14 protein-coding genes are annotated in these 14,743 nt (G+C 73.8%); 6 read left to right on the top strand and 8 right to left on the bottom strand.

Features of this window, described 5'->3' with window-relative positions; genetic code table 11:
• Positions 1-119: 119 nt before the first annotated feature.
• From AC0B61_RS23765 to AC0B61_RS23750, 4 genes are all read right to left on the bottom strand, one after another.
• Positions 120-821 (bottom strand): phosphoadenylyl-sulfate reductase, encoded by a 702-nt coding sequence (locus AC0B61_RS23765; RefSeq protein WP_471742737.1) that lies wholly within the window; start codon positions 819-821, stop codon positions 120-122.
• Positions 802-984, bottom strand: a complete 183-nt coding sequence (locus AC0B61_RS23760) for a hypothetical protein (RefSeq protein WP_030242312.1) — start codon at positions 982-984, stop codon at positions 802-804. The genes AC0B61_RS23765 and AC0B61_RS23760 overlap by 20 nt, the downstream gene beginning before the upstream one ends.
• Positions 981-2,705, bottom strand: a complete 1,725-nt coding sequence (locus tag AC0B61_RS23755) for a nitrite/sulfite reductase (protein WP_471742736.1) — start codon at positions 2,703-2,705, stop codon at positions 981-983. The genes AC0B61_RS23760 and AC0B61_RS23755 overlap by 4 nt, the downstream gene beginning before the upstream one ends.
• A 198-nt stretch (positions 2,706-2,903) precedes the next feature.
• Positions 2,904-2,987 carry a putative leader peptide gene (locus AC0B61_RS23750; protein WP_310593185.1) on the bottom strand — a complete coding sequence of 28 codons (84 nt, stop codon included), beginning with the start codon at positions 2,985-2,987 and terminating at the stop codon, positions 2,904-2,906.
• A gap of 178 nt (positions 2,988-3,165) precedes the next feature.
• Here AC0B61_RS23750 and AC0B61_RS23745 point away from each other — a divergent pair, with 178 nt between their 5' ends.
• Positions 3,166-4,542 carry a YihY/virulence factor BrkB family protein gene (locus AC0B61_RS23745; protein WP_471742735.1) on the top strand — a complete coding sequence of 459 codons (1,377 nt, stop codon included), beginning with the start codon at positions 3,166-3,168 and terminating at the stop codon, positions 4,540-4,542.
• Between the two features lie 139 nt (positions 4,543-4,681).
• On the opposite strand, the gene AC0B61_RS23740 is transcribed toward AC0B61_RS23745, so the two are convergent.
• Positions 4,682-6,289: an FtsW/RodA/SpoVE family cell cycle protein gene (locus AC0B61_RS23740; protein WP_471742734.1), complete on the bottom strand. Its 1,608-nt coding sequence runs from the start codon at positions 6,287-6,289 to the stop codon at positions 4,682-4,684.
• 319 nt (positions 6,290-6,608) lie between these two features.
• Here AC0B61_RS23740 and AC0B61_RS23735 point away from each other — a divergent pair, with 319 nt between their 5' ends.
• Positions 6,609-7,628, top strand: coding sequence for a cytochrome c oxidase assembly protein (locus AC0B61_RS23735; RefSeq protein ID WP_471742733.1), 1,020 nt, complete (start codon positions 6,609-6,611; stop codon positions 7,626-7,628).
• A 320-nt stretch (positions 7,629-7,948) separates the two neighbouring features.
• Positions 7,949-9,094, top strand: coding sequence for a ribosome small subunit-dependent GTPase A (gene rsgA, locus AC0B61_RS23730; protein ID WP_471742732.1), 1,146 nt, complete (start codon positions 7,949-7,951; stop codon positions 9,092-9,094).
• 87 nt (positions 9,095-9,181) lie between these two features.
• Here the strand turns inward: rsgA and AC0B61_RS23725 are convergent, their stop codons facing one another.
• Positions 9,182-9,694, bottom strand: coding sequence for an ASCH domain-containing protein (locus tag AC0B61_RS23725; RefSeq protein ID WP_471742731.1), 513 nt, complete (start codon positions 9,692-9,694; stop codon positions 9,182-9,184).
• Between the two features lie 144 nt (positions 9,695-9,838).
• Between AC0B61_RS23725 and AC0B61_RS23720 the strand changes: the two genes are divergently transcribed.
• Positions 9,839-11,407, top strand: coding sequence for a DNA-3-methyladenine glycosylase 2 family protein (locus AC0B61_RS23720; RefSeq protein WP_471742730.1), 1,569 nt, complete (start codon positions 9,839-9,841; stop codon positions 11,405-11,407).
• Positions 11,404-11,913, top strand: coding sequence for a methylated-DNA--[protein]-cysteine S-methyltransferase (locus tag AC0B61_RS23715; protein WP_471742729.1), 510 nt, complete (start codon positions 11,404-11,406; stop codon positions 11,911-11,913). Before AC0B61_RS23720 ends, AC0B61_RS23715 begins: the two co-directional genes overlap by 4 nt.
• 36 nt (positions 11,914-11,949) lie before the next feature.
• Here AC0B61_RS23715 and AC0B61_RS23710 read toward each other — a convergent pair whose 3' ends face one another.
• Positions 11,950-12,483, bottom strand: a complete 534-nt coding sequence (locus tag AC0B61_RS23710) for a GNAT family N-acetyltransferase (protein ID WP_471742728.1) — start codon at positions 12,481-12,483, stop codon at positions 11,950-11,952.
• A gap of 76 nt (positions 12,484-12,559) precedes the next feature.
• Positions 12,560-13,066: a MarR family winged helix-turn-helix transcriptional regulator gene (locus AC0B61_RS23705; RefSeq protein ID WP_471742727.1), complete on the bottom strand. Its 507-nt coding sequence runs from the start codon at positions 13,064-13,066 to the stop codon at positions 12,560-12,562.
• 184 nt (positions 13,067-13,250) lie between these two features.
• Here AC0B61_RS23705 and AC0B61_RS23700 point away from each other — a divergent pair, with 184 nt between their 5' ends.
• On the top strand, positions 13,251-14,741 hold the full coding sequence (locus tag AC0B61_RS23700) for an MFS transporter (protein WP_471742726.1): 1,491 nt from the start codon (positions 13,251-13,253) through the stop codon (positions 14,739-14,741).
• Positions 14,742-14,743 lie beyond the last annotated feature (2 nt).

Here is a 14,743-nt window from a genome sequence, read left to right as displayed (position 1 = left end):
TGTGCTGTCACGGGGTCGTCCTCACAAGGTAGTTGACGGTTCGTCAGGTGATGCGTCAGGTGATGCGTCGCGTGTTGGTGCGTCGGATGGTGCGTCAGGCGGGGCGGTGCGCCAGGGCTTCAGAGGTGGATGCCGCACTCGGTCTTGCCGGAGCCGGACCAGCGGCCGGCCCGGGCGTCCTCACCCTCGGCGGGCTTGCGGGTGCAGGACAACGGCGAGCAGCCGATCGACGTGTAGCCCTCCCACAGCAGCGGGTTGAGCAGCACGCCGTTGGCGGCGACGTACGCGTCCACGTCCTCCTGCGTCCACCGGGCGATCGGGGCGATCTTGACCTTGCGGCGCCGGGGATCCCAGGAGACCACCGGGGTGTTCGCCCGGGTCGGCGACTCGTCCCGGCGCAGCCCGGTGGCCCAGGCGTCGTAGCCGGCGAGGCCGCGGTTCAGCGGCTCGACCTTGCGCAGCGAGCAGCACAGGTCCGGGTCGCGGTCGTGCAGGTTCGGCCCGTACTCGGCGTCCTGCTCGGCGACCGTCCTCAGCGGGGTGAGCGTGATGACGTTGACCGGCATGGTCGCGGCCACCGCGTCACGGGTGCCGATGGTCTCCGCGAAGTGGTAGCCGGTGTCCAGGAACACCACGTCCACGCCGGGGAGCACCGAGGAGGCCAGGTGGGCGACGACCGCGTCCTCCATGGAGGAGGTGACGCAGAACCGCTTGCCGAAGGTGTCGGCCGCCCAGCGCAGGACCTCCTGCGCGGTGGCGTCCTCCAACTCCCGGCCGGCCCGGACGGCCGCCTGCTCGTGGTCAGGCGCGGTGCTGCTCATCGGACGTACCCCCGTGGTCGGTCGGTGCCAGCAGGCCGAGGAACTTCAACTGGAAGGCGCGGCGGCACCCGTGGCACTCCCAGGCGCCGTGCCCGGCCTCGGAGGGGCGCAGGTCCTCGTCCCCGCAGTAGGGGCAGAAGAACGGGGCGGCTCGTTCGCTCACGACAGCTGCTCCTCGCTCGCCCGGGCCGTCCACTGGGCGAAGCGCTCGCCCTCGGTGCGGTCGGCCTGGTAGCGGGTCAGCAGGCGCTCGACGTAGGCGGGCAGGCCGGCGCTGGTCACCTTGAGGCCGCGGACCTTGCGGCCGAAGCCGGCCTCCAGGCCGAGCGCGCCGCCGAGGTGCACCTGGTAGCCCTCGACCTGCGCGCCGTTCTCGTCGGTGACGAGCTGGCCCTTGAGGCCGATGTCGGCGACCTGGATGCGGGCGCAGGCGTTCGGGCAGCCGTTGATGTTGATGGTCAGCGGCTCGGTGAACTCCGGCAGGCGCTGCTCCAGCTCGTCGATGAGCGTGCGGCCGCGCTCCTTGGTCTCGACGATGGCGAGCTTGCAGTACTCGATGCCGGTGCAGGCCATGGTGCCGCGGCGGAACGGCGACGGGGTGACCCGCAGGTCGAGCGCCTCCAGGCCGGCCACGACCGAGTCGACGTGCTCCTCGGCGATGTCGAGGATCAGCATCTTCTGCTCGGCGGTGGTGCGCACCCGGTCGCTGCCGTGGGCGGCGGCGAGGTCGGCGATCCGGCCGAGCAGCTTGCCGTCGACCCGGCCGACGCGCGGCGCGAAGCCGATGTAGAACCTGCCGTCCCGCTGCCGGTGGACGCCGACGTGGTCGCGCCAGCGGCCGGCGGGCTCGGCGGGGGCGGGGCCGTCGACCAGGGTGTACTTCAGGTACTCGTCCTCCAGCACCTGACGGAACTTCTCCGGCCCCCAGTCGGCGACCAGGAACTTCAGCCGGGCGCGGTTGCGCAGCCGCCGGTAGCCGTAGTCGCGGAAGATGCCGATGACGCCGCCGTAGACGTCGGCGACCTCGTCCAGCGGCACCCAGGCACCCAGCCGCACGCCCAGCTTGGGGTTGGTGGACAGGCCGCCGCCGACCCACAGGTCGAAGCCGGGCCCGTGCTCGGGGTGGACCACGCCGACGAAGGCGACGTCGTTGATCTCGTGGGCGACGTCCAGCAGCGGGGAGCCGGAGACCGCGCTCTTGAACTTGCGCGGCAGGTTGGAGAAGTCCTTGTTGCCGATGAAGCGTCGGTTGATCTCCTCGATGGCCGGGGTGCCGTCGATGATCTCGTCCTCGGCGACGCCGGCCACCGGGGAGCCGAGGATGACGCGCGGGGTGTCGCCGCAGGCCTCGGTGGTGGACAGGCCGACGGCCTCCAGCTTCTGCCAGATCGCCGGGACGTCCTCGATCCGGATCCAGTGGTACTGGATGTTCTGGCGGTCGGTCAGGTCGGCGGTGCCGCGCGCGTACTGCTCGGAGACCTCGGCGATCGCCCGCAGCTGGGGGACGGTCAGCCGGCCGCCGTCGATGCGCACGCGGAGCATGAAGTACTCGGCGTCCAGCTCGTGCGGGTCCAGGATCGCGGTCTTGCCGCCGTCGATGCCTTCCTTGCGCTGGGTGTAGAGGCCCCACCAGCGCATCCGGCCGCGCAGGTCGGCGGGGTCGATCGAGTCGAAACCGCGGTGCGCGTAGATCGTCTCAATACGTGTCCGCACATTGAGACCGTCGTCGTCCCGCTTGACCTGCTCGTTGGCGTTCAGCGGCGTGTGATGGCCCATGCCCCACTGGCCCTCGCCACGGTGGCGGGTCACCTTGCGGGCCGCGGCGGGGCGGCTCGCGGCGGGGCGGTCGGCCGTGGGGTCGACGGTCTCGGGAGAGGTGGCCATGGTGAAGTCCTTCGGGGCAGGTGGCGCTGGTGCCGGGTGGGTCGCGGTGCGTGCTCAGCCCTGCGGTGCTGCTCTGACCTGCGGGTTTCTCAGGACCGGGAGGGCAGTGACCGAGGCCGGGCGGGCGCCTGCACGTCCGTTGCGGAGGGGACGGCGAGAGGGGTGGCGCCGGGTGCGGTGGTGCGGCGGGGGTGGCGCTCAGGTCACCGGACAGATGGCGCTGGACACGCGAAGGAGATCGACGTGGAGTCGACCTACCAAGGTGGTTCCGGCGCTAGGCATGGCAAGAGATTCGCACGGGGCATGACTCGCGGTCCACTAACATCCGAATGCTGGACGCTGATGTTTCGTCATGTGGGACGGCCGGACGTTCCCGCCGCTCCCCGCCCGGGCCCCCGGTCACACGCCCCCCACCCGGGGGAGATCAACCGGAGCGCCCCGGCCCGATACGGTTGGCCCTGTGCAAGCAGCAGGCGATACGAGCAGACCGACCCCCGAACGGCCCTCCCGGCGCCGGGGCAAGGGCTCCCGGCGCGCGGCCAAACAGGCCACCTGGCGCCGCACGGCGTGGGAACTCGTCAGGGACACCACCAACACCTGCGTCGAGTACCGGGTCACCGGTCTCGCCGCGGAGGCGGCCTTCTTCACCCTGCTGTCCATTCCACCGCTGCTGCTCGGCCTGGCCGGCACCCTCGGCTACCTCGACGAGTTCCTCGGCGCGGGCACCATCGACCGGCTCAAGCACGACATCGTCTCGGCCTCCGGGACGGTCCTGTCGGACTCCTCCGTCAGGGAGGTCGTCGTCCCCCTGCTCAACCAGGTGTTCGACCACACCCGGCCCGACCTCGTATCGATCGGCTTCCTGCTGTCCCTGTGGTCCGGCTCCAGGGCGCTCTACATCTTCATCGACACCATCACCGTCATGTACGGGCTCGACGGCAAGCGGGGCATCGTCAAGACCCGGCTGATGTCACTCGGCCTCTACCTCGGCGCCCTGGTGATCGGCTCGCTGGTGCTGCCGCTGCTGATGGCCGGGCCCGGGCTGGTGGAGAACGCGGTGCCCGGCATCGCCGGACTCGTCGGCGCCGCGTACTGGCCGGTCGCGATCGTGCTGCTGATCGTCTCGCTCACCACCCTCTACCACCTGGCCGTCCCCGTCTCGACCCCGTGGCGCGAGGACATCCCCGGAGCGCTGGTCGCCCTGGTCGTGCTGGTCTTCTGCAGCGTCGGACTCCGGCTCTACCTGGTCAGCTCCGTCGAGGGCCCCTCGGTGTACGGCTCGCTGGCGGCGCCCGTCGCCGTACTGCTGTGGATCTTCGTGGTGGCCCTCGCCGTACTCATCGGCGCCGCCATGAACGCCGCGATAGACCGCCGCTGGCCCACCCTGGAGACCGCCGACGCCCGCGCCGAGAACGAGCGCGCCCACGAGGAGGCGGCCGCCGCCGTCGTCCGCGAGGTCGCCGCCCGGCGCGCCGTCGAACGCGCCCGGCGCGCCCGCGAACTCGGGCTCGGCGAGGGCATCGAGGAGGAGTGGGGCGAGGACGACGGCGAGGACGTCGACGTGCCCTCCGAGTACCCGGAGCGGTGGGCCGACGTGCTGGCCGCCGACAACGTCCGCGGCCGCCTCACCGCCCGCGGCGGGCCGCACCACCGGCCCGGGCCGCCGCCGCCGGACAGCGACCGGCCGTCGGGGGCGGGGGCGGGGCCGGGGCCGGGACCGGGGGTGCAGGGGCCGGGGCAGGGGTCGTCGGAGTCCGGCGAGCCTCCCGGGAGCGGGGGGCAGCAGATGCCGGGGTACCCGCCGCGGCCTCCGCGGCCGCCGTGGGAGCAGCAGTAGGTAGGGGCGCGACGTAACGGCAGGGCCTCTCCCGCGGGTGCGGGGGAGGCCCTGTGCCGTGTCGGGGCGGCCGTGTCGGGGTGGCCGGGCCAGGGCCGACGGGTGGTCGGGTCGACGGTCGCTTGGGCCGGTCGGGGCGTCAGGTGGTGGCCGGCTGCGTCGGGTAGCCGTTCGGGGCCTGGCCGATCCGGGGATGCAGCTCGGTCGGGGCGGACGGGTCGGCCGAGGCCGGTGCGGCGGGGCCCGGGACCGCCGGGGTGGACGCCGGGGTGGGCGTCTGGCCCGGGCCGGTCGGGGTGGGGGCCGACGGTTCGCCCTGCGGGCTCCACTCGGCCGGGCGAGCCCGGGCCGGGAGGGGTTCGGGGGACGTCTGGACCGGATCCAGGGCGGTGCGCCCGGAGGAGTCGCTCAGCTTGATCAGCAGCGCGACCATCAGCCAGTTCGCCAGCAGCGACGAACCGCCGGCCGCCAGGAACGGCAGCGCCTTGCCGGTCAGCGGGACCAGCCCGCTCACGCCGCCGACGACCACGAAGATCTGCAGGGCCAGCGCCGCCGACAGCCCGGTGGCGAGCAGCTTGCCGAACGGGTCGGTCAGGCCGACGGCGGTGCGCAGGCCGCGCTGGATCAGCAGCACGTAGACCAGCAGCACGGCCGTCACCCCGGCGAGGCCCAGCTCCTCGCCGATGGTGGTGAAGATGAAGTCGCTGCGCCCGGCGAAGCCGATCAGCCAGGGCCGGCCCGAGCCCAGGCCGGTCCCGGTCAGGTGCCCGGTGCCGAGGCTGAACAGGGCTTCGGCGGGCTGCTCGGAGATCGCCTTGTCGTGCACCGGCTTGTAGTAGTCCAGCGGGTGCAGCCAGGCCTCGACACGGCCGTGCACGTGCGGCTCCACGGTGCCGACCACCGCCGCGCCGCCGACGGCCATCAGGAGGCCGAGCACCACCCAGCTGGTGCGCTCGGTCGCCACGTACAGCATCACGATGAAGACGCCGAAGAAGATCAGCGAGGTGCCCAGGTCGCGTTCGAAGATCAGGACCAGCAGGCTGACCACCCAGATCGCCAGCACCGGCCCGGCGTGCCGACCGCGCGGCAGGGTCATCCCCCAGACCTTCCGGCCGGCCAGCGCGAGCGCGTCCCGGGAGGCCATCAGATAGCCCGCGAAGAAGATCGTGATCGCGACCTTCACGAACTCGTCCGGCTCGAACGAGAGCCCGAACAGCCGGATCCAGCGCTTGGCGCCGAAGCTGTCGCCCGGCGAGGCCACCGGCGCGGCCAGCAGGATCAGCGCACCCGCCATCAGCAGGTAGACGTAGCGCTGGAAGAAGCGGTGGTGCTTGACCAGCACGATCAGCGCGATCGCCGCCGCCACCGAGATGAACACCCACATCAGCTGCGACGGCGCCGCCGGGAGCTTCTGGTAGTCGCCCTTGGCGGCGTGTGCGGCCTTGTAGCTGAAGTCCAGCCGGTCCAGCAGCACCAGCCCGAAGCCGGTCAGGAAGACGCCCAGCGGCAGGATCAGCGGATCCGCGTACGGCGCGAACCGGCGCACCGCCAGATGCGCCGCCCCGGCGAGCGCGCCCAGCGACAGGCCGTGCACCAGCAGCCCGGGCGGCATCTTGCCGGTCAGCGCCAGAGCGGCCTCGATGTGTCCCGCCAGACAGACGGCCACCGCGAGCGCCAGCAGGCCCAGCTCGATGTTGCGGTGGCGCGTGGCCAGCCGGCGGCCGTCGCCGCGTGCAGTGCTTCGCACCTCTTGTCCGTCCCCTTGTCACCCCACGTGGCGGGTATCGCCGACGGGCATCCTGCCAGACGTCCGGGCACTCGCCGCGGTTGCGGACCTGATCGCCCCGGGGGCAGAACTTTGCCTGGGCAAAGCTTTGTCGGGGCCCGGTAAAGCTTTGTCCACGCTCGGGTATAGAGCCGGGCCCCGAGTGCGGCCGGCCGGTGGCGCGGCGACATCATGGCCTGGCGCCGCGGCCTCCGCCGGGGTGCCCGCCGGTTCTGCTCCGGCGGCGGTGCGGACGACGTCCGCCGCCCCGGCGGCGGGTACGAGCGAGGTGGGCGGGCGGATGAACGGCGCGGCGCACGGCGCGGTGGACGGTGTGGCCGCCACGCTCGCCTACAGCGGACCGCCGCCGTGGCAGTGGTCCGACCTGGCCACCTCCTGGACGGCCGAGCCGCTGGTGCTCGCCCTCTCGGTGCTGCTCGGCACCTGGTACCTGGCGGCGGTGCGCACCGTCCACCGGTCCGGCGGCGAGCGTTGGCAACCCACCCGCACCGCCGCCTTCCTCGGCGGACTGCTGCTGTGGATCTGGTGCACCTGCTCCGGCCTCGGCGTGTACGACCGGATCCTCTTCACCGACCGGGCCGTACAGGTCGTGCTGCTGCTGATGGTCGTCCCGCTGCTGCTCGCGCTCGGCGCGCCCGTCTCGCTGCTGGTCGAAGCCGCGCCGCCGGCCAGGCGGGAGCGGATCCTGCGGGCGCTGCGCAGCCGCCCGTCCAAGGTGCTGATGTTCCCGGCCGTCTCGACCGCGCTGCTGATGGCGCCGCCGTGGCTGCTCTACTTCACGCCCTGGTACGAGGAGTCGGTGTCCAGCGCGTTCGGGAACGTGCTGCTGCACCTGGCGCTGGTGCTGCTGGGCCTCGCCTACTTCTGGCCGCGGCTGCAGATCGACCCCGTCGGGCACGAGTACCCGCACCTGGTCGGGCTGTTCATCACCTTCGCCGAGGTGATCTTCGACGCCGGGCTCGGGATCGTGCTGATCTACGGCGGCCACCTGGTCGCCGAGCACTATTACGTGGCGCTCGGGCGGCCGTGGGGGCCGAGCCTGGCGCAGGACCAGACCTGGGGCGGCAACGCGTTCTGGGTGCTGGGGGACCTGGTCGGGCTGCCGTTCCTGGCAGCGCTGGTGCGGCGGATGGTGGTGCAGGGGCGGGAGGAGATCAAGGCCGTGGACGCCGAGCTGGACGCCCGCTTCGAGGCGGCGGCTGCGGAGGCCCGGGCGCAGGGGCAGCCGGAGGAGGACGAGGCGGGGATGCGGCCGTGGTGGCTGGACGACCCGAACCTCAAGCACCGGTACGGGGGGTAGGGGAGCGGTCGTCGGGGACGCTTCGGCGCGGGGTCAATTGTGGCCCTCCGGCGGCTTCCTGGGCGTCTGTGAAGCGCATTTGTGCAGGTCAAAAATGGGTTGGCGGGGTCGGGCGGCTCCGCTAGCGTGTGACTCGTCCGGTTCGGGGGCCGTTGGGCCGCCCGAGGAGTAGAGAGCAGGAGGTGAACCCCGTGGTCGTTGTCGCCCCGATAGCTGCCCAGGGCAGCACTCGCGTTCACCTCCTTTTCCCGGCCGCCGGCTGAGCCCTTCGCGCCAGCCGTAGCCCGCCGGGATGATCTCCTCCCGAAGGGCCCACCGCGTTGTCCAACGCTGCCTCCGTTTCGTCGTTCTCCGCTTCTTCTTCCTCTTCTTCCCGCGATGCCGGATCCGCTGTCGGCTCCGCGCCGGCCGGCTACGGCTGGACGTCCGAGCTCGCGGAGCAGTTCGCCCCGCTCGGCGAGGCCGGCCTGCTCCCGGCCCGGATCCTCCGGGTCGACCGCGGCCAGTGCGACGCCGTGATCGCCGATCCGGACACGGGCGAGCCGCGCACCGTCCGCCTCGACACCAGGCCGGTGGGCGACGCCGACATGATCAACTGCCCGTGCACGGGCGACTGGGCGGCCCTGGACCTCCACGCCCAGCCGATGGCCGCCGTCACCGCGCTGCTGCCGCGCTCCACCGCGATCATCCGCAAGGTGGCCGGCAAACGCTCCGACGGCCAGGTGCTGGCCGCCAACGTGGACGCCGTGCTGATCGCCTCCTCCCTGGCGGCCGATCCCGACCTCGGGCGGATCGAGCGCTTCCTCGCCCTGGCCTGGGAGTCCGGCGCCGAACCGCTCGTCGTCCTGACCAAGGCCGACCTGGTCCACGACGCCGACTTCATCCGGGCCGACGTCGAGGCGGTCGCGCCCGGGGTCACGGTGCTCGTGGTGAGCGCCGAGACCGGCGAGGGCATGGACGTGCTCCGCGCCTGCACTCCCGGCACCACCGCCTTGATCGGCCAGTCCGGCGTGGGCAAGTCCACGCTCACCAACGCGCTGGCCGGCGCCGAGGTGATGACCGTCCAGGAGGCCCGCTCGATCGACCAGAAGGGCCGCCACACCACGACCACCCGCGAGCTGATCCCGCTGCCCGGCGGGGGCGTGCTGATCGACACCCCCGGCCTGCGCGAGGTCGGCCTCTACGGCGGCGAGGGCGTGGACCTGGCCTTCGCCGACATCGCCGAGCTGGCCGCGGAGTGCCGCTTCCACGACTGCGGCCACCACACCGAGCCGGGCTGCGCGGTGCAGGCGGCGCTGGCCGACGGCACCCTGCCGCAGCGCCGGATGGAGAGCTACCTCAAGCTCCAGCGTGAGAACGACTGGATCGCCTCCCGCACCGACGCCCGGGTGGCCAAGGCCCGGCTGCAGAAGTGGAAGGCGATCTCCAAGTCGATGCGTGCCTCGGGAGGTCCGGTGAAGCGCTGACCCATCGGTGCCGGTGGACGGCCTGCCCGACCGCCGGTCCGCCGGCCGGTCCGGCTCCCGGTCCGACCTCCGCCGGGCCTTCCCGGCTCAGCGGAGGTCGGCCACCAGGCGGAAGCGCTCCAGGAGCAGCCCGGTGGTGCCGTCCACGGTGAAATCCGGATCACCGAGGGCGGCGCGCGAGTCCGGGCTGTGCCAGAAGCGCTCGTGCGCCGCACGCCACTCGGCCACGCTGCTGTACCCCTCGCCCTCGTCCAGGGCGTGCTGCAGGTCGACCTCGGCGAGCGGGACCACCCGGACGTCCGTGGTCTCGATCACCGCGACCCGGCGGCCGTCCGAGTCGAGGACGGCGGCCCGCTTGCCGACCTGCGGCAGGGGTTCGTCCTCGTACTCGTAAGCGGCGACCAGGCCGGTGGTGCTGGTCTTGGCGCCGCTGAGGACGGCCGCGACCAGTTGGTCGCGCAGCGGGCCGGGGAACGCGAACTGCTCCGCCGGCAGGGCGGCGACCTGCGCGTCGTCCGGGCCGGAGTAGGGCCGCTCGGGCCGCTCGGGCCGGTCGGTAGGGGACTGGTCGGCGGGCCGGTTGCCGGGCTGCTCATTCATCGGGCGAGCGTAGCCGCGCGCCCTCTCCGACGGCGCGCGAATTTCGGGCCGGGGGCTCGCCGGGGCGCCCTGGGGCCGGGCGGTGGGGTGAGGCGGAGGGTGGGGGTGGGGCGGGAGGGGAGGGGGAGGGCCCCCCGAACGGCGATGTCCGATTCCCGCCAGTCCCGCCCCACCCGTTGCCGCAGACTGGACAACGTGATCGACGACGACATCCGGTACCGAGCCGTGGACAGCCGCGACGCCCGCTTCGACGGCGTCTTCTTCACGGCCGTCACCTCCACCGGTATCTACTGCCGACCGAGTTGCCCCGCCGTGACTCCCAAGCGCGTCAACTGCGTCTTCTACCCGAGCGCCGCGGCCGCGCAGGGCGCCGGCTTCCGGGCCTGCCGCCGCTGCCGCCCCGACTCCGTGCCGGGCTCGCCCGAGTGGAACCACCGCGCCGACCTGGTCGGTCGCGCGATGCGCCTGATCGGCGACGGCGTGGTGGACCGCGAGGGCGTCGCGGGCCTGGCCGGCCGCCTCGGCTACAGCGCCCGCCAGCTGCAGCGCCAGCTCACCGCCGAGCTCGGCGCCGGCCCGATCGCGCTGGCCCGCGCGCGCCGCGCCCAGACTGCCCGCCTCCTCCTGCAGACCACCGAACTGTCCGTCACCGACGTCGCGTTCGCGGCCGGCTTCGCCTCCGTCCGCCAGTTCAACGACACCGTGCGCGAGGTGTACGACCGCACCCCCAGCGGCCTGCGGGCCGAGGTCGCCGCCGGCCGCCGCATCGCGACCCCGGCCGGCGGCCTGGTCCTGCGCCTCGCCTACCGCGGCCCGCTGGAGAGCGACCACCTGATCGACTTCCTCGCCCTGCGCGCCGTCCCCGGCGTGGAGGAGGTCGTCCAGGGCACGCGCCCCGGCGTCCGCACCTACCGGCGCACCCTCGCGCTCCCGTACGGGCACGGCATCGCCGAGATCGACGGCCTGGCGCCGGACGAGCCGCGCACCCGCGGCTGGCTGGACTGCCGCCTGTTCCTCGCCGACCTGCGCGACCTGCCGACCGCCGTCCAGCGGCTGCGCAACCTCTTCGACCTCGACGCCGACCCGCTCGCGGTCGACGAGCAGCTCGGCGCCGACCCGGTGCTCGGCCCGCTGGTCCGGGAGCGCCCCGGACTGCGCTCGCCCGGCCACGTGGATCCGCACGAGCTCGCCGTCCGCGCCGTCCTCGGCCAGCAGGTCACCGTCGGCGCCGCCCGTACCCTGGCGGGGCGGCTCGCCGAGAAGTACGGCACCGCGCTGCCCGAACCCAGCGGCGGCCTGCGACTGCTCTTCCCGACCGCGGCGGCGCTGGCCACCGCCGATCCGGAGGACTTCGCGATGCCCGCCGCCCGCCGCCGCGCGCTCACCGGGCTGTGCGCGGCCCTGGCGGAGGGCGTGGTCCGCCTCGACAGCGGGGTCGACCGGGAGGAGGCCGCCGCCCGGCTGCTGGACCTGCCCGGGATCGGCCCCTGGACGGTCGGCTACCTGCGGATGCGGGCCCTGGCCGATCCGGACGTCTTCCTGCCGAGCGACGTGGGCGTCAAGCACGGCCTCGTCCGGCTCGGCGCCCCCGGCGACCCGAAGTCCGCCGCCCGCGCGGCCGAGGCCTGGGCGCCGTGGCGCTCCTACGCCGTCCACCGGCTGTGGGCCGGCCCCGCGATCACCAGTACCGGAACGGAGACCGTACGAGCATGAGCACCACCGTCTACACCACCATGGAGAGCCCCTTCGGCCGGCTGCTGCTCAGCGGCGTCCTGCCCGAGGACGGCGGACCGGCCGCGCTGGCCACCGTCACCGCGCCCGGCCAGAAGTACGCGCTCGCCGAGCCCGCCGACGACTGGGTCCTCGACCCGAGGGCGCTGGCCGAGCCGGTCGCCCAGCTCACCGCCTACTTCGCCGCCGAGCGCACCGACTTCGACCTCCCGCTCGCGCCGGTGGGGACCGAGTTCCGCCGCAGGATCTGGGCGGCCCTGGACGAGGTCCCGTACGGCACGACCGTCACCTACGGCGAGCTCGCCGTACTGGCCGGGCAGGAGCCGCGCATGGTCCGGGCGGTCGGCGGCGCGGTGGGCGCCAACCCGCTGCTGATCGTGCGCCCCTGCCACCGGGTGCTCGGCGCCAACGGTTCGCTCACCGGCTTCGCGGCGGGCGTGGACCGCAAGCGCCTGTTGCTGGAGCTGGAGCGCGGAACCCTGTTCTGAGCACAGTGACCCGGGCACTGCCACCCGAGCCCCGGATCACTCCGGAGCGCGCAGGTCCACGCGCCAGTCGTGGCTGCGCATGATCCGCCCGGGCGGGAACTCGAAGTCCGTCTCGCCGAGCAGCGTGAACCCGGCCTTGGCGCAGACCGCGTTGGAGGCGGGGTTGTCCACCGACGGGAACGCGTGCAGGTAGCGGTGCGCGGCCCCGCGGCGGGCGGCCGCGACCGCGGCGCGGGCGGCGGCGACGGCGATGCCCCGGCCCTGGAAGCCGGGCAGTACGTTCCAGCCCATCTCGTGGACCGTCCCGCCCGCCCAGGTCCGGGTGCCGTAGCCGACCGTCCCGACCGGCTCGCCCCCGGGCAGGAGGACGATCCGGTACATGCAGCCGAGGCCGGACGGGACGAAGTCCAGGTAGCGCCGGTGCCGCACGAGCAGTTGCTCGTCGGTCTCCGAGCCGCCGACGTGCTTCTTCATCTCCGGGGTGTTGACCCGGCGCAGCAGTGCGAGGTCGGCGTCCGTCCAGGGCTCGATCCGGACCTGTGCCCGGGTGCCCGTCGGTGTGGTGGTCATGCCGGGGACGGTAGCGGTCGGTCCGAGCCGTCGACCAGCGCTTTTCCCGCGGGGCGGCGGGGCCCGGCCGCCGGTGTCAGCCCTGGTCGGCGCCGGGCACGGGCTGAGCGAGGGCGCGGGCGAGCTGTTCCAGTGCGGGCAGGGCGTCGACGACCGCCGCGCGGGCGGCGGGATCGAGGGTGTCGAGCGCGGTGGCGATCCGGCGCTCGTGGGCGCGCTGCCAGTCGTCGAGTTGGCGCCGGCCGGCCGGGGTGAGCGCGATCCGGGCGGTGCGGCGGTCGCCGGGGTCGGCCTGGCGGTCGACGAAGCCGGCGTCGAGCAGCTTCCCGACCAGGCCGCTGACGGTGTTGGGGGCGAGCCGCTGCCGGGCGGCGAGCTCGCCGACCCGCAGCGGTGCGGCGGCCAGGGTCTGGAGGAGTTCGACCTGCGCCATCGGCAGGGACTCCCAGGGGTAGTCGGTGCGGATGCTGCTGCGCAGCGCGCGGCGCAGGCGGGTGACGGTGTCGGTCAGTCGTCGGGCGTGCTCGACCGCCTGGTCGGGGCCTTCGGTGGCGGGGTCGGAAACGTGCGGTGACGACGGCATGGCGGACAGCGTATCGCCTGGTCCGGACCAGGCCGGGGGTGCGGTCCGGTCCTCGGACGGGGTGCGGACGGGGTGCGGGACGCTTCGTGTCGCGGTGGCGCAATACCGCGTTCTCGCGGTGACGCAGTATCGCAGGGCGACCAACTCGTAGAAAGAACATATCGGCATCCGATATATTCGTGGCATGAACGCCACCTCCCTTGCCGCCCGGCTGCTCACCGAGCGACCCCGGCCCCGCGGCATCGCCGGCTGGCACCACGCGCACTGGCTGGCCGTCGGCACGGTCTGCCTCGGCGCCTTCCTCGGCCAACTTGACGCCAGCGTCATCGCCCTGGTCTTCCCCGCCATCGGCCGGCACTTCGACGCGGGGTTCGCCGCCGTCGAATGGGTCGCCCTCGCCTACCTGCTCGTCCTGGTCGCCCTGCTGGCCCCGATCGGCTGGCTGTCCGACCTGGTCGGCCGCAAGACGATGTACATCGGCGGCTTCGCCGTCTTCGGCCTCTCCTCGCTCGGCGCCGGGTTCGCCGGCAGCCTCTGGGCCCTGGTCGGCTGCCGCGCCGTACAGGCCGTCGGCGCCGCGATGATGCAGGCCAACAGCGTCGCCCTGGTCGCGCGCGGCGTCCCCGGCCACGCCATGCGGCGCGCGCTCGGCATCCAGGCCTCCGCCCAGGGCCTCGGGCTGGCGCTCGGCCCCAGCCTCGGCGGGCTGCTCGTCGAACACGCCTCGTGGCGGTGGGTGTTCTGGGTCAACGTGCCGATCGCCGTGTTCGGCATCCTGGCCGGCTGGTACCTGCTGCCCCGCACCCGGGCCGACCACCCCGCCCCCGCACCGGAGCCCCGGACCGACGGCGCCGCACCATCCCGCCCGGCAGACACCGACGCCCGCTTCGACCTGCCCGGCCTGCTGCTGCTCACCGGTGCGACCACGGCGCTGCTGCTCGCCCTCTCCACCGCCTCCGGCCTGCCCCTGCCCGGCTGGGCCGTCGTCGCCCTGCTGCTCGCCGCCGCCGCACTCACCCTCGCGCTGGTACGCCAGGAACGGCGCGCCGCCCGGCCGATCCTGGCACCCGGCCTGATCAACACCCCGGGCGTGCGCTCCGGCCTGGTGGTCGCCCTGATCGGCTACCTGCTGCTGTTCTGCCCGCTCGTACTGGGCCCGGTGCTGCTCACCGACGCGGGCGTGTCGACGGCCCAGGCGGGCCTGGTGGTCACCCTGCTGCCCGCCGCGTTCGCCTTCGCCGCGACGGTCGGCGGCGGACTGCTGCCGCGGGACTGGTCCGACGTCGCCAGGTGCCGCCTCGGCGCGGCCGTCGCGGCCGCCGGACTGCTGCTGTTCGCCCTGCTGCCGGCCTCGGCCGCGGCGGCGGCTCCGCTGCTCGTCGCCGGGTACGGGCTGGGGCTGCTGCTGCCCGCCAACAACGCCCTGGTGATGCGCGCCATCCCGGCGGAGTGCTCGGCGGTCGGCGGCGGCATGGTCAACACGGCGCGCAGCCTCGGAACGGCGCTCGGCATGGCACTGTCCGTGCTCGGCGTCCACCTGGCGGGCGCGGCGTCCGGTGGACGGACGGTGCTGTTCGCCCTCGCAGCAGTCGCGACGGCCGCCGCAGCCCTCACCCGGCCGGCCCGCCCGGACAGCACGACCCGCCGCTGGACGGATGAGTCCAAGGGCTCGTAGCC

The sequence above is a fragment of the Kitasatospora sp. NPDC023385 genome, from assembly GCF_055664045.1.
Note: the sequence above shows the minus strand (reverse complement) of the source record. Positions and strands in the feature narration are given on the sequence as shown.

Bases quoted from the DNA above. Each gene is read 5' to 3' on its own strand.
- AC0B61_RS23765 (WP_471742737.1), bottom strand. From the start codon at position 821: ATGAGCAGCACCGCGCCTGACCACGAGCAGGCGGCCGTCCGGGCCGGC.
- AC0B61_RS23755 (WP_471742736.1), bottom strand. From the start codon at position 2,705: ATGGCCACCTCTCCCGAGACCGTCGACCCCACGGCCGACCGCCCCGCC.
- AC0B61_RS23750 (WP_310593185.1), bottom strand. From the start codon at position 2,987: ATGCCTAGCGCCGGAACCACCTTGGTAGGTCGACTCCACGTCGATCTC.
- AC0B61_RS23735 (WP_471742733.1), top strand. From the start codon at position 6,609: ATGAACGGCGCGGCGCACGGCGCGGTGGACGGTGTGGCCGCCACGCTC.
- AC0B61_RS23725 (WP_471742731.1), bottom strand. From the start codon at position 9,694: ATGAATGAGCAGCCCGGCAACCGGCCCGCCGACCAGTCCCCTACCGAC.
- AC0B61_RS23720 (WP_471742730.1), top strand. From the start codon at position 9,839: ATGTCCGATTCCCGCCAGTCCCGCCCCACCCGTTGCCGCAGACTGGAC.
- AC0B61_RS23715 (WP_471742729.1), top strand. From the start codon at position 11,404: ATGAGCACCACCGTCTACACCACCATGGAGAGCCCCTTCGGCCGGCTG.
- AC0B61_RS23710 (WP_471742728.1), bottom strand. From the start codon at position 12,483: ATGACCACCACACCGACGGGCACCCGGGCACAGGTCCGGATCGAGCCC.
- AC0B61_RS23705 (WP_471742727.1), bottom strand. From the start codon at position 13,066: ATGCCGTCGTCACCGCACGTTTCCGACCCCGCCACCGAAGGCCCCGAC.
- AC0B61_RS23700 (WP_471742726.1), top strand. From the start codon at position 13,251: ATGAACGCCACCTCCCTTGCCGCCCGGCTGCTCACCGAGCGACCCCGG.